We start from the raw sequence: 14,333 nt of genomic DNA, 5'->3' as shown, positions 1-14,333 counted from the left end.
TAATGGCAGCACTGGACAGATTAATTGCAGTTTTGCAGCAAATGGAACAAAGTCACCGCGATATGCTGGCACTCAGCGAGGTCAAGAGACAGGTCATTGTCAAAAACGATGTGGATGAACTCATTGCCGTTCTGAACAAAGAATCCCGTTTCATGAAACAACAAGAGCCATTGGAGATTGAACGGCAGAGCGCAGTTCACGAATTGCTTCAGGAGCGGGGCATCAAGTCCATGTTGAACCTGAACATTACGGAGATCTCGAAGCTGATTTTTGATCCGGCTGACAAACAGCGATTGCTTGAAGTCCAGAAGAAGCTGGCGGGAACACTGCAGGAGTTAAAGGAAATCAATCAACTGAATCAAAAGCTGATCGAGCAATCGTTGATGTTTATTGATCTTTCAATGGATATCTTTGCTTCTCGGCCAGAACAGGATGCCACATATCAGCATCCTGCTGATAAGAACGGTAATCCAGGGCGAATCGGTCTGTTTGACACGCGTGCCTGATTAATTAGGGGGAAACCAGGTGACATCTACATTTCATTCAATCGAAACGGCTAAACGCAGTTTGTTCACACAGACGACAGCTCTTAGCACAACAGGTCATAACGTAGCCAATGCCAACACAGAAGGGTACTCACGCCAAAAGGTAAACATGCAGGCATCCATTCCAATGGAGCCGTTTGCATTTCTGCATAGCACAACACCAGGACAGCTCGGTACAGGGGTAGAGTTCGACTCTATTACCCGTGTGCGCGAGAAATTTCTGGATGACCAATATCGTAATGAAAACACCAACTTCGGGAGTTGGTCCATTCAACGAGACACGCTTGAGAAACTTGAAGCTATTGTGAACGAGCCTTCCAACACCGGATTTCGGACGGTTATGGATAACTTCTACAAATCATGGTCAGATCTGAGTAAGAATCCTGAGGATGTTACAGCACGTCGTATTGTCAAGGAAACAACACTGGCTCTTACGGATGCGATGAATCAGATTAGCCGCCAATTGGGTGCGCTTAGCGAAGATCTGAATAGCAATATTGCTGTGAAAAGTAATGAGATTCAGGGCTACCTTGGTAACATTGCAAACCTCAATAGTGCCATTGTAAAAGTCGAGTCTCTTGGCGACAATGCCAACGATTTACGTGACCAACGTGATCTGATGACAGATAAACTGTCCAAAATCATGAATATTTCCGTTACAGATTCTCCACAAGGTTATCAGATTCAGATGAATGGAGAAGCTCTTGTTACAGGTGGAGCTGTAACGACGGAGGTAACTTCGGACTATCTGAACACGGCTTATACTGCAGGAACACTCACCAATGGTGAGGTTCACGGGATGATTAAGTCCAGAGACACCTTGGTGAGTGATTATCAGAAGCAAATGGATGAACTCGCCAACACGCTAGCTAACGGGGATATCAAAATTACGATTCCTGCAGGTTCTGTTTTGCCTGAGAATAATCCTTGGGGCCTCACAGGTGCCGATCGTCAACTAAAGGAAGATTTTCCAGTTACTGTGAAAGGTCTGAATGGGCTCCATCAACTTGGTTACAGCTTAGATGGCACCTCGGCTTCCGGTATTCCATTTTTCACAGTGGCAGGAACCGACCCGGCTAATCCGGTATCCACCGGCATAACAGCTGGTAATATTTCCTTGAATGCCGAGATTTTGGCCGATCCGAACAAAATAGCTTCATCTTTGCGCACTACGACGGATGCTTCTGGAACGGAAACGGTGGTTAAAGGGAATAACACCCTTGCTATACTCATTGCCAATCTAAAGGATACATCGATTAAATCTACGGATGGCCTGCGAAACGCCACAATTGGTGCACAGTTCAGTGCAATTGTAGGACAGCTTGGGGTTCAATCTCAGGAAGCTGCTCGTCAGACATCTAATACTGAGTTTCTTGTCCAGCAAGTAGAGACTCGTCGTCAATCTGTGAGCGGCGTATCTTTGGATGAAGAGATGTCCAATATGATCAAGTTCCAACATGCATACAACGCATCTGCTCGATTTATGACCACTTATGATGAATTGCTTGATAAATTAATTAATTCTACTGGAACAGTAGGCAGATAATAGAAAGGAGTGACATAACAAACTATGAGAATAACGAATAATATGCTCAGTTCACAGCTGCTTTTGAACCTGAACCGAAATGCACAGCAGATGAATAATACGCAGACTCAGATGGCTTCAGGAATGAAAATTAACAAGCCTTCTGATGATCCGGTGGGTATTACTTACTCTTTACGTTATCGTGCGGAACTCGCATCTAATGAACAGTATCAAAAGAATGTGGATAGTGCGACATCTTGGCTAGATTTTAATGATACAGTTATGGATCAAGCAGGGAGTATCGTGCAGCGTTTGCGTGAGTTGACCGTACAAGCATCCACTGGCACGAACCCTCAATCTGCTCTAGATAGCGTCAAAGAAGAAGTTAATCAGTTAAAAGAACAGCTTATTGATGTAGCGAATAGTAAGCTGAATGGTAAATATGTATTTAATGGTGAAACATATGACATTAAGCCTTACGATTTTACCAAGGATGCGAATGGATCTTCCGATACAACAGATGCAGCTTCTGTCATTACCGATACAGGTAAAATCAATTTCATTGTTGGGGAAAGTGTGCAACTACCCATTAATGTAACGGGTAATGAAGCATTTGGGAATGAAGATGAAGATGACAATCTATTTGTAGTTTTGAATAACATTATTCAAGCATTATCAGATGGAGATCAGAAGGAATTATCTAATCAACTGGGTACCATTGACAGTAGAATGGATAAAATGCTGGCTATCCGCTCTGAGATTGGAGCCAAAACGAATCGTATCGAATTAATGATGGGCCGTCTCGATGATCTGGGTGTGAACTTAACGGATCTTCAGGCGAAGGTTGAGGATGCAGATTATGCAGAGCTAATCATGAAATCTAAAATACAGGAAAACATATATAACGCTTCACTATCAGCAGGTTCGAAGATTATATCACCGTCTCTTGTGGACTTTCTGAGATAAAAGGAGGAGTGGTATGAATACTCTTCCTGTTGTTCAGATTAGAACGACACCATCTCTATTAAGCATAGATGCTGATCTTGGGCAATTCTCATTGCGTCAGCCTAAGGCGGATGTGCAGCTTCACACAAGACCTGCTAAGTTAACAGTTCAAAGTCATGCTCCAGAGCTGAATGTTGATCAATCTAAAGCATTCGCAGCTTACAATGGTGGAAATATGATTGATATGAATGCTCGGATTTATTCGGGTATTCAGCAGATTTTCTTACAAAACATTGCTAATCGTGTTCAACAAGGAGATCAATTAGCAGAGATTCATAAACCAGGTAATACGATTGCTAATATTATTGGTGAGGATTGGCAGGGGACTTCTTTTCCAGAGATGCGAGGACCGGCATCTATCGACAACGTAGATGTTCGTGTCAATGTTCGTGCTCCGGAACTTAATTACACACCAGCCGTTTCAGAGCTGAATGTTAGGGTCAATCGACCTGAAATCGAGTATCAGCGAGGTAAACTCGACATCTATGTGAAGCAGTATGCATCAATACAGTATACGCCACCAGCTATTGATGTTGGAATGTAACAACTATAAAGTAGAGCTGTAGACAGTCTTGAAGCAGACATCTACAGCTCTTTTTGCGTAAAATCTTTGTTTGGGAGGCTTCGTTATTATGAAAATTCAGACAAGTATGTGGGGCGAGATCGAAGTGCAAGATGAGGTTATTTATTCCTTTTCCAAGGGGCTGCCTGGATTCGATGATGAGCACAAATTTGCATTAATTCCGTGGGAGGATACTCCCTTTGTATATTTACAATCTCTTCAGGAGCAAGAGCTTTCCTTCCTGCTTGTTAATCCATTCCTCTTCTCTCCTGGATATAGCTTTGAATTACCCGAGGCAGATCGAGATGAGCTTGAGATTCGTGACCAGGTTGAAGTGTATTCTATGGTCACGATTCATACACAGGTGAGCCGATCTACGATGAATCTATTGGCTCCAGTTGTGTTGAACCCAGAGAACCGAACAGGTAAGCAAGTCGTACTACATCAATCTGGGTATGAGACGCGTTGTCTGATCTGGCCAGAAGAACAGTTGAATTCCGCTAAAGGAGGTGTGTGAGATGCTCGTATTGTCGCGAAAAAAAGGCGAGTCTATCATCATCCAGGATCAGATCGAAGTTACGGTGCTAGCTGTAGAAGGAGATACGGTGAGAATCGGAATCTCTGCACCCAAACATATTGATATCTATCGTCAGGAGATATATGCGTCCATTCAGGAAACTAACCGGGAGTCAGCTACGCCTCTTGCCGCCAATGTTGAAGCATTTATGGAACGCCTGCGTAACTCGGAATTGAAAAAAGATTAAAAATATTCCATTTTGCTATAAACAGTTGCACACCTCTCGTCGATATATAATTTAGACGCTGCTTCGGCAGGGCGGCCGACCTTAATGTCGCAGCGTTTACCACAAGGATGTGGAACTAACTTATTTTCAGGGAGGAAATTTCTAATGATTATCAACCACAATATCGCGGCGTTGAATACACACCGCCAACTGAGCACTAACACTGCTAACACGAACAAAAACATCGAAAAATTGTCTTCAGGCCTTCGTATCAACCGTGCTGGTGACGATGCTGCAGGTTTGGCAATTTCCGAAAAAATGCGCGGACAAATCCGTGGTTTGGACCAAGCTACTCGTAACGCTCAAGATGGTATCTCTTTGATCCAAACAGCTGAGGGTGCATTGAACGAAACTCACTCCATTCTGCAACGTATGCGTGAGCTGGCAGTTCAATCTTCCAACGATACAAACACAACTCCAGACCGTCAAGAACTGCAAAAAGAAATGAACCAACTGACTTCCGAGATCAACCGGATCGGTAACACTACGGAGTTCAATACGAAGAAATTGTTGAACGGTGACTTGTCTGATAAATTCATGACAAAAGCAGCGGTAACTACTCCGGGTACAACAGTTGATGTGACTAAAGCAACTACCCAAACAGTTAAAGTTGGCGCAGAGCCAATCGCATGGTCAAACGATGCTTCCAAAGTGGCATTTGACGTTAAGTTTACTGGTAAAGCAGCAAACGATTTTGATTGGGCAGCAGTAAATGAAGGATCAGCAGCAGGTAAGAATGAGATTAAGATCACAAGAGATGCCGATGGCTTTAAGCTTTCATTTGATGGTATCGATAAAACGGGTACTCCTTTGAATTTGAAAATTGATGCTCAAGCATTAGCTTACGATGCTGCTAAGGATACTTACTCCTTTGACAATGAGGGCATCTCTTTCTCCTTTAAAGGATCTGACGCTAAAAATTGGGCCGTAGGTGAATCTGTAACTATGGACTTGAAAAAAGCTAACGGCGCTAGTGGTAATTTAACTACAGCTGTGGTTAACACAATTCCAACCGCACAGGATTGGGCGACAAATACTAATGCAGGCGTTACTCCGGCGGCACTGTCTAACTTTAAGATCGATGCAGCTGACGATCAACTTCTTGCTAATGTCTCCCAAGTGAAAGTGAGTCTTGCAGGTACTGATCTGACTGTTGATTTATTGGACAAAGACGGTAATTCCGTATCTTCCACTAAGTTCTCTGGAGTCGGTGCTACATTCAATTACGATGCTAATGGCATTAAGTTTGACCTAGCTAAAGGTACTGCAACTGCTTTGGAAGGTACATTTAAATTAGAGACAGCATCGTCTAAAGTGGAAGTAGTGGGTCCAGATATCTCAGCTGCAGAGTATGAGGATCGTTCTGCATCATTCCAAATCGGTGCAAATGAAAAGCAATCTCTTTCTCTTGGTGTTAACGATATGCGTGCTGCTGCATTGGGTATCACTGGTTCGGGTGCTGGCTTCTCATCAGCAACTAATGTAACAAACGGAACAAACAACACAAATGCAGAGAAAGCTCTTGATCTGACAAGCAACGCAAATGCTGCGAATGCAATTACAATTGTTGACAAAGCGATTGCTTCTGTATCCAGCGAACGTTCTAAACTGGGTGCTGTACAAAACCGTTTGGAGCACACAATCAACAACTTGGGAACATCTTCTGAGAACTTGACTGCAGCGGAATCCCGTATCCGTGACGTAGACATGGCAAAAGAAATGATGTCCCAAACGAAAAACAACATCTTGGCTCAAGCAGCTCAAGCGATGTTGGCACAAGCAAACCAACAACCACAAGGCGTTCTGCAATTGCTTCGTTAATTTTAAATTATTTCTGGAGGGATTGGTTATCCAATTCCTTCGGAATCTTTTACATTTGCAAGTTGAAATAGATATCTTCCATGCGAGGGTATCTATTTTTATTTACAAAAGGTGAATGAGAGGTAGACTCATGACAACAAAAAATCGAACCATTCTAGTTCCCGAGTATATGCAGCAATTTGCTTGTATAGGCTCAGCCTGTGAAGATTCCTGCTGTGTTGGATGGAGAGTTGACATTGATCAACAGACGTATAAGAAGTATGCCAAATCTCGCAATATTGAATTAAGACCTTTATTTGATAAAAACGTTTCTAGACAACGATCAGAGCCTACTGAACATAGATATGGCAAAATTAAAATGGATGAACAAGGAAGATGTGGATTCCTATCTGAGGAAAACCTGTGTAAGGTTCAGCTTACATTAGGTGAAGACTTCTTATCCAATGTGTGCAGTACGTATCCTAGAAGTATAAACAGCATCAATGGTGTAATAGAGAAGTCTACGACCTTATCTTGTCCAGAAGCGGCGAGACTTACGTTGTTGAATCCAGCAGGCATTCAGTTCAATGAGATTGAAGAAAGCGAAGACAACAAAGTCTGGATTACCAAGCAGATTGTTACCGATAATCCGAGTGCCAAAAATAAATTAACCAAGTATTTCTGGGACTTGAGGATTTTTACGATTCAAGTGTTGCAAAGCCGTGATTACACGATATCAGAACGATTGATTGTATTAGGGCTGTTCTACCAGAAGATACAATCTCAGATCGACGATGGGAACATGGAAGAAGTTCTTGATACCATCACAACGTATTCAAGGATGATTGAAGATCCTGCTACTAAAGAGTCATTGGCAAATATTCCTGTAAATCAAACAGTACAGATGAAAATATGTAAGGAGCTTATGGATTTCCGTTTTGGACATGGAATGCATAAATCTCGTTATATGGAATGTGTAGTGGAAGCGCTGAACGGGATTATGTATACTGAGGACTCCCCAGAGGAAGAGATTGCAGAGAGATATAAGGCGGCAAGTGAAAATTACTATACTCCCTACATGGATGAGCATGAATATATCCTCGAAAACTACCTTGTAAACCATGTTTTCAAAAATCTATTCCCATTTGGACGAAGCCGGGTATATGACGATTACGTTATGATGGTCGTTCATTTCTCTATGATTAAGCTGCATTTGATTGGTATGGCTGGTTTCCATAAGGGCTTAAATGAGGAACTTGTTATAAAACTTATTCAGTCATTCGCTAAAACGATCGAACACAACTCCACATATCTCAATAATGTTCTTGAGCTATTAGAAGATAATGGATTCACCTCAATGGCATATATGTCGATTTTGATCAAAAATTAAATATTCCGTTCATAAAAGACCTCGGCATTGTCCGAGGTCTTTTTATACATATTTTTTATAAAGCTCTAATGAGAAACGTGATGATAACCGATATAAAAAGTAAATATGTAGCCGGAGGTAGTGGTAAAGATGAATGTACAGTTCTCATTATCCGCTAATACGTCATCATCTGTCAGTCAACAAGGGGATATATCTTCAGCATCTGAAACGCAACGAGGAGACTTGAATTCAAGCTTAAATAAAGGTTTGAGTTTGAGTCAGTTGGAGAAGCAAGGAGCTCCTCTATCTGCTGGTCAGGAACACTTGATTAGAACGATTGAGAATGCCGTGAAATCCCTGCAAGGCCCACAAACGACATTGGATATTAGTATTCACGAGAAAACACATGAAATTATGGTAAAGGTACTTAATAGAGATACAGGGGAGTTGATCCGCGAGATTCCTCCTGAGAAAACATTGGATTTGGTTGCTAAAATGATGGAACTTGCCGGAATTTTAGTTGACGAGAAGGTATAATATGGATCTGGAGGTGCACAATGGTTACACGCGTTAACGGCTTTTCAGGTATGGATATTGATAGTATGGTCAAGAGCATGATGGCTACCAAGAATCTCAGAATGGACAGATTGAATCAGGATAAACAGGTTCTTCAATGGCAACGTGAGAGCTATCGCGAGGTAAGTAGCAAGTTGTATGATTTTCGTATCAATAAACTAACAGATAAATATGGTGCCCCGTCAGCGCTTAATGCTAATAAGTCGATAGTGTCTGGCAATACAACTGCGGTTAAAGCTGAAGCTAGAGCAAGTGCGACGATGGCTGATATGAAAGTCAGTGTTGAGAAATTGGCAGTAGCAAAGACGCTTGAAACGCCAGGTTTAGGCCAAGGAATTGGTGCTGGTACCTCCTTAGCTACTCTGGATGGCGTTGATCTCTCCAGCTTGAGTGCTACAGAGAGGGCAGAGTATATTGAAAAAAAATTCGATATCACCATTAATGGTGTGCCTTTTAAAGATAAATTCAACGGTACCACTTCGATTGCATCCATGATCTCTGTTATTAACGCTGATGCAGCAGCCGATGTTGTTGCGAGTTATGATGAGGCTACTGGTAAACTGTCATTTGCTTCGAAATCGGGTGGAGCGGATGGAAAAGTAGTTATCGAGACTCCGTCAGGTAGTAACTCAATTATTGCTTTGTTTTCCAAAAAAACAAAAATAGAAACAAATGGTGCAGGAACAGGTGTTACACAAGACAAGACGCTTGCTGACTTGAAAACGTTACTTGATGGCAAGGCTCCCGAACCAGGCGCAGCGGCGAAGACTTATAGTTTCAGTATTAATGGTGAGAAGTTTGAATTCAAAGATACAGCATCCATTCAGAGCATAGTAGATGAAATTACCAATAATGCAAAAGCTGGAGTAACCGCTAGTTTTGATGATAAAGGCAAACTTAGTTTTGAAGCTAAAAATGGAATTGAAGAAATTAAGCTAGGTGGTAAGTCTTATGAATTCTTGGCTTTATTTAAGGGAGCAGAGCCTTTTATAGAAGACTCTAAATCTTTGGAATCACTTAAAGATTCGAGTGGGAATGATATACCGGGCAGTAATGCTGTGGTCAAGGTGAATGGCCAATCTATTAACAATATTAGAACGAATACCTTCACTATTAATGGTGTGCAATTGACAATGCTAGAGGAGACAGAGGCTAATAACCCTGTCATTATCAAAAACCAAACTGATCCAGACAAGGCGCTTGAAACGATCAAAGGTTTCATTGATGATTACAATAAACTTATTGAATCACTGAACTCAACGATTAGAGAAACCAGATATAAGGATTTTAGACCACTCACAGACGAAAATAAAAAAGAAATGAAAGAATCTGAGATTCTGGCTTGGACAGAAAAAGCTCAAAGTGGAATGCTGAAAAATAATGATATCATCAAGTCCGTGCTGTCAGATATGCGAAGTGTAATCACAGGAGCACTTGGGCCTCTCAGTGCGATGGGGATCACTACGGGAACGTATTCAGAGAATGGTAAACTCATTATAAAAGATGAGGCAAAGCTCAGAAGTATGATTAGTACCAATCCACAGGCCGTGATTGATGTATTCCAAGGGCCGGTATCTTCGCCAAACGACGGGTTATTCGATAAATTATCAGATAAGGCTACTACGGCAATTCAACGGATATCTGATCGTTCAGGTACGAACCGTTTTACAACAGATCTCACAAGCACATTCAGTGCGGAAAATCCAATGGGCAGGCAACTGAAAGAGTATAATAGCAGAATTGATACGATGCAGCGCAATATTACAGCTACTGAAAATCGTTATTATAAGCAGTTTGCTGCGATGGAAAAAGCAATGACACAGTTGCAGTCACAGTCGTCCAGTCTTCTATCTCAATTGGGTAATTAATTTTAATATAAAGGGTGAGACTTTTGATCACTTCTCCATATGATAAATATCGTCAATCCTCTGTCCAAACCTCTAATCCGGCGCAGTTAGTCATCATGTTATATGACGGAGCTATTCGTTTTGCCAAGACGGCAATTGCTGCAATGCAACAACAGGATATTGAAAAGGTTAATCTCAATCTGGGGAAAGCTCAAACCATTGTTAGTGAATTAATGAGTACATTGAATCAGGATTATGATATTTCGAAAAATTTATATTCTCTGTATGAGTACACGAATTACTTGCTTGTTGAAGCCAACATTCATCGAGATGAAACGAAGGCCGAAGAAGCTGTAGGTTATCTATCCGAACTCCGTGAGACCTGGATTCAAGCTTCCAAGATTGCGATCAGCCAGGAAGGTCAACCTGTGAATTCCAATGTATAGATCAGAATGTATTAGTCAATTGGAGAGTACGACTAATTACATTTTGGTTAATCTATATGATATGAGTTACGAGCAACTTGAATCCTTCACAGAAGTACGACAAGAGATTGTGGATCAATTGATTGAACACTTTTCTCAAGAACAGGCTAGTGAACATGAGAAAGCCATCATTAATAGCCTATTGGAAAAAGATCAGGAGATTCTTGCTCGAATGAACACGCTTCGACTGGAAGCACAGGATTGGTTGCATAAGCGTGGACAGGCGAAAGTGCAAAGAAACGCGTATGAAGCGGGATATACACCAGATAGTTTTTTAATGGATAGAAAAAAATAAGAATTCTACAAAAAAACCTTTATGCACGAACTTTGACTAAGGTAAGCATTCCACGAGTCAAAGGTGTGAAATAAGGTTTTTTTGTATTATTTGTCGTTATTCAGGAGAGGAATATTCAACCAAACAAAAAGAACATTTGCCTCTAAGGAAGGAAATGTTCTTTCATGATTTTCTATTGAACTATTCTTACATGTACTCTCTCGATGTGGTTGCCACTGGCATCTACCACATTAACTTCACCATGGTCTTCCCAAGGCATAATTTGAAAATTATGTTTATATGCTGTGAGCATCCCATTACGACTAACACCAAAATAGTCTTGATTATCCGGAGCAATGTAATAAGTATAATTACGGCCATAAGTCGGATTATAACCTAACTGATAAGATTCTCCGACCTTTAATGTGATGGTGTACTCGATGGCTTTAGTAGCCGCTGATGTAACAGTTGATTCAGCAGCACTCGCTACTCCTGCGCTTACTGAGAATAGTAGAACCATTGATGTAGCCAATAAAAGTTTTTTCATAGTGTCATCTCCTTTTTATACTACCTATAGTACATCATAATTAAATTAAATTCAATATTTTTCCTTTTATATTAAAATAAAACTAAAAATAAAACATTTACTATATCCAATTATATTTTTAGGCCGCTAATACTGTTAAATTAGACTAAACAGTAAACTGTTAAACCTGATATATTCAAGATATCCCACCTCTCAACACAATCCCCAATTAATCTACAAAAAATTCCAAGAAAACATTTACTTTTCCAATTGACAATGGATAACTTTGGATGGTATTATCTGAATTGTGGGCAGAGGTTAAGGCCGAAAGCTTCACTTCATTTGATGACGAAGGGAATGTTAGTGCATGCAAGGTAAAGTAAAATGGTTCAACGCAGAAAAAGGTTACGGTTTCATTGAGACTGAAGACGGCGGCGACGTATTCGTACATTTCTCCGCAATTCAATCCGAAGGATTCAAAACTTTGGAAGAAGGTCAATCCGTAGAATTCGACATCGTCGAAGGCGCGCGTGGACCGCAAGCAGCTAACGTAATCAAATTATAATCATCCGGACAATCCGACCTACATATATGGTTAGATGGTTACCAGATTGAATTATCGCTAGCATCAGACTCCGGTACTTTCCGGGGTCTTTTTTTGTTTTATTATAAATTTAATTAAGTCTAGCTTCAATTTTACATAAAGCTATCATTGTTCCTATAAATGAATGTTCTAAAAAATACGATTTTAGAGCTGTTTGATAATTAAAGCGGTAAAATTTTTAATGATGCATAAGAGCGAAAGTATGTGGATAAACGATGATAAGAGATTGATTATTCAACATAGTAATAGTGTAAAAAACGAGTTTTTCTGGAGGGAGATTCCAATCTTCTTCCTGAACTATCATTGAAGAGTAAATAAATAGTAGAATACTTCGTCCAGTATATGGTATATTGTTACTACCTTACTAGATAATTAGACCCATACATCTAAGTTGTTAGAATTATTACAATCGTCTAACAGAGCATTAACAATTATCTGAGATTAATACATAAGACTTTAGGAGGACAACATGAGCAAAAAGAAAAAACTTCGTGGAGCATTTGTTAGCGCATTGAGCTTAAGTATGGCACTGTCATCAATGGGTGCTGTATCTGCACAGTCTGTAAATGATGTTAAAGGACACTGGGCGGAACAACAAATTGATAGCTGGATTGCAAATGGAAGTCTGAAGGGCTACCAGGATGGTTCGGTTAAACCTAATAGCGCAATTACACGTGCCGAGTTCATCGTATTGGTGAATCGGTTGTTTGAATTTTCTGAAACAGCATCTGCTGATTTTAAAGATTTGTCACCATCCAACTGGGCATATAATGACGTAGCTAAAGCGCTCAAAGCTGGTTATGTTAAAGGGTATTCCGACAATACCTTCCAACCTTCTTCCAATGTTAGCCGTCAGGAAGCAGCGAGTATGATATCTAGTGTTCTTGGTTTGGACCCAAGTAACTCTGAAGGAATCAAACAATTCAAAGATGCAGGTAAAATTCCTGCTTGGAGTCAGGGGAGTATTGCAGCAGTAATTGAGAAGGGGATCATGAAAGGATACCCAGATGGCACGTTCCAGGCTCAAAAGCAGCTGACTCGCGCTGAAGCGATTGTCCTGATTGATTCTGCTCTAAACAACCGGACGGTAGCAAAAGAAACTTTAAGCATTGATACACCAGGAACATATGGAAGCGCACAAGAAACCAAAGTTGTGAACGGTGATGTAATTATTAATGTGGCTGGCGTGACTCTTGAAAACTATGAAATTAAAGGTGATTTACTGCTTGCTTCAGGTATTGGCAGCGGAGACGTAACCATTAAAAATGTAAAAGTCCACGGTACTACCAATGTAGAGGGTGGCGGTGAGAACTCTATTCATTTTGTAGATTCAGTACTTGTCAACGTTCTAGTAAATAAAAAGGATGGTACCGTTCGTTTGGTCGCAGAAGGCACAACAACAGCTCAAAAAGTGATTGTACAATCTTCTGCCAAAGTGGAAGAGAATGAACTAAAAGGTGAGGGATTTACTGATATTGAATTGGCAAAAGAACTGCCATCTAATGCGAAAGTTCAGTTAAATGGTAAATTTGATGATGTTGATGTATTCAGCGCATCCGTGACTGTACAATTGCAGCGTGGATCAATTCAGGACGTGAAAGTGGATGCTACGGCTGCCAATAACACAATCCAAATTAGTGCTGGTGCGCAAGTTGTGAATCTTGTATTAAACGCAATTTCAAAAATATTAGGTGCATCTAATATTACAACGGTAACACTGAATTCCGGTTCCCAGAATTCCGCATTTGATGTAAGACCAAGCAATGTTCAAGGTGACCAAAAAGGTAGCATTGTTGTTAACACGCCATCAACTACGGTTACTGCTCCAAGCGGAGAATCTTCTTCAGGTGGATCTTCTTCAGGTGGATCTTCGAGTGGAGGATCAAGTGGTGGCTCGACAGGTGGGGGAGCAATAAATCAAGAAAAACCAACGGGCCTGTCCCCTAAAGGAGTCACTGAAGCAGGTAATGATGGAAAAATTACTGGAGTTACTGCGGCGATGGAATATCGCTTGAAAGGAACGACTAACTGGGCATCCGTGAGCGGAACAGAAATCACAGGACTGGTAGCAGGAACGTATGAAGTACGTTATGCAGCGAAAGCAGGGTTTAATGCTGGAGCAGTAACGGAAGTGGTGGTAGTAGCAGATCAGGCAGCGCCAACAGGGCTGAGTTTCACAGCGGTAACGGCAACAGGAAATGACGGTACAATTACAGGCGTTACAGACGCGATGGAATATCGCTTGAAAGACTCTAATAATGCCTGGACAGCAGTGACAGGAACTGAAATCACGGAATTGGTTGCAGGAACCTATGAAGTACGTTATGCGGCTAAAACAGGTCACAATGCAGGAAGCGTGGAGGAAGTAACAGTGGCAGCTTATGTGGCACCTGATACTACAGTAACTAAGAT

15 protein-coding genes are annotated in these 14,333 nt (G+C 41.1%); 14 read left to right on the top strand and 1 reads right to left on the bottom strand.

Annotation, left to right across the window (positions count from 1 at the left end; translation table 11 throughout):
- Positions 1–2 precede the first annotated feature (2 nt).
- From AC1DE7_RS21210 to AC1DE7_RS21155, 12 genes are all read left to right on the top strand, one after another.
- Entirely contained in the window at positions 3–506 is a 504-nt protein-coding gene (locus AC1DE7_RS21210) for a flagellar protein FlgN (protein ID WP_076333996.1), read from the top strand.
- A 19-nt stretch (positions 507–525) separates the two neighbouring features.
- Positions 526–2,091, top strand: coding sequence for a flagellar hook-associated protein FlgK (gene flgK / locus AC1DE7_RS21205; RefSeq protein ID WP_477535114.1), 1,566 nt, complete (start codon positions 526–528; stop codon positions 2,089–2,091).
- Between the two features lie 24 nt (positions 2,092–2,115).
- Positions 2,116–3,036 carry a flagellar hook-associated protein FlgL gene (flgL, locus tag AC1DE7_RS21200; RefSeq protein WP_405158015.1) on the top strand — a complete coding sequence of 307 codons (921 nt, stop codon included), beginning with the start codon at positions 2,116–2,118 and terminating at the stop codon, positions 3,034–3,036.
- 13 nt (positions 3,037–3,049) lie between these two features.
- Positions 3,050–3,619 carry a DUF6470 family protein gene (locus AC1DE7_RS21195; RefSeq protein WP_405130894.1) on the top strand — a complete coding sequence of 190 codons (570 nt, stop codon included), beginning with the start codon at positions 3,050–3,052 and terminating at the stop codon, positions 3,617–3,619.
- An 88-nt stretch (positions 3,620–3,707) separates the two neighbouring features.
- Positions 3,708–4,154 (top strand): flagellar assembly protein FliW, encoded by a 447-nt coding sequence (locus AC1DE7_RS21190; protein WP_127549077.1) that lies wholly within the window; start codon positions 3,708–3,710, stop codon positions 4,152–4,154.
- A 1-nt stretch (position 4,155) separates the two neighbouring features.
- Positions 4,156–4,401: a carbon storage regulator CsrA gene (gene csrA, locus AC1DE7_RS21185; RefSeq protein WP_477535113.1), complete on the top strand. Its 246-nt coding sequence runs from the start codon at positions 4,156–4,158 to the stop codon at positions 4,399–4,401.
- Positions 4,402–4,545: 144 nt separating this feature from the next.
- Positions 4,546–6,261 carry a flagellin N-terminal helical domain-containing protein gene (locus AC1DE7_RS21180; RefSeq protein WP_405158013.1) on the top strand — a complete coding sequence of 572 codons (1,716 nt, stop codon included), beginning with the start codon at positions 4,546–4,548 and terminating at the stop codon, positions 6,259–6,261.
- 130 nt (positions 6,262–6,391) lie between these two features.
- Positions 6,392–7,630 carry a flagellin lysine-N-methylase gene (gene fliB / locus AC1DE7_RS21175; protein ID WP_477535112.1) on the top strand — a complete coding sequence of 413 codons (1,239 nt, stop codon included), beginning with the start codon at positions 6,392–6,394 and terminating at the stop codon, positions 7,628–7,630.
- A 129-nt stretch (positions 7,631–7,759) separates the two neighbouring features.
- Positions 7,760–8,146, top strand: a complete 387-nt coding sequence (locus AC1DE7_RS21170) for a flagellar protein FlaG (RefSeq protein ID WP_405130891.1) — start codon at positions 7,760–7,762, stop codon at positions 8,144–8,146.
- Positions 8,147–8,166: 20 nt separating this feature from the next.
- Positions 8,167–10,053, top strand: coding sequence for a flagellar filament capping protein FliD (gene fliD / locus AC1DE7_RS21165; RefSeq protein WP_477535111.1), 1,887 nt, complete (start codon positions 8,167–8,169; stop codon positions 10,051–10,053).
- Between the two features lie 23 nt (positions 10,054–10,076).
- Positions 10,077–10,478: a flagellar export chaperone FliS gene (gene fliS, locus AC1DE7_RS21160; protein ID WP_405130889.1), complete on the top strand. Its 402-nt coding sequence runs from the start codon at positions 10,077–10,079 to the stop codon at positions 10,476–10,478.
- Positions 10,471–10,812: a flagellar protein FliT gene (locus AC1DE7_RS21155; RefSeq protein WP_477535110.1), complete on the top strand. Its 342-nt coding sequence runs from the start codon at positions 10,471–10,473 to the stop codon at positions 10,810–10,812. The genes fliS and AC1DE7_RS21155 overlap by 8 nt, the downstream gene beginning before the upstream one ends.
- Positions 10,813–10,984: 172 nt before the next feature.
- Here AC1DE7_RS21155 and AC1DE7_RS21150 read toward each other — a convergent pair whose 3' ends face one another.
- A complete protein-coding gene (locus AC1DE7_RS21150) occupies positions 10,985–11,338 on the bottom strand; it encodes a hypothetical protein (protein ID WP_477535109.1) in 354 nt (117 codons plus the stop codon).
- Between the two features lie 346 nt (positions 11,339–11,684).
- Between AC1DE7_RS21150 and AC1DE7_RS21145 the strand changes: the two genes are divergently transcribed.
- Both AC1DE7_RS21145 and AC1DE7_RS21140 read left to right on the top strand, forming a co-directional pair.
- Positions 11,685–11,882, top strand: a complete 198-nt coding sequence (locus AC1DE7_RS21145) for a cold shock domain-containing protein (RefSeq protein ID WP_024631599.1) — start codon at positions 11,685–11,687, stop codon at positions 11,880–11,882.
- Between the two features lie 508 nt (positions 11,883–12,390).
- Positions 12,391–14,333: S-layer homology domain-containing protein (locus tag AC1DE7_RS21140; RefSeq protein ID WP_477535108.1), on the top strand; the 1,943-nt coding region annotated here is incomplete at its 3' end.

The organism is Paenibacillus sp. 10L310 (assembly GCF_056395745.1).
The sequence above is the reverse complement of the archived record's forward strand: the minus strand, read 5'-3'. Positions and strand labels throughout refer to the sequence as shown.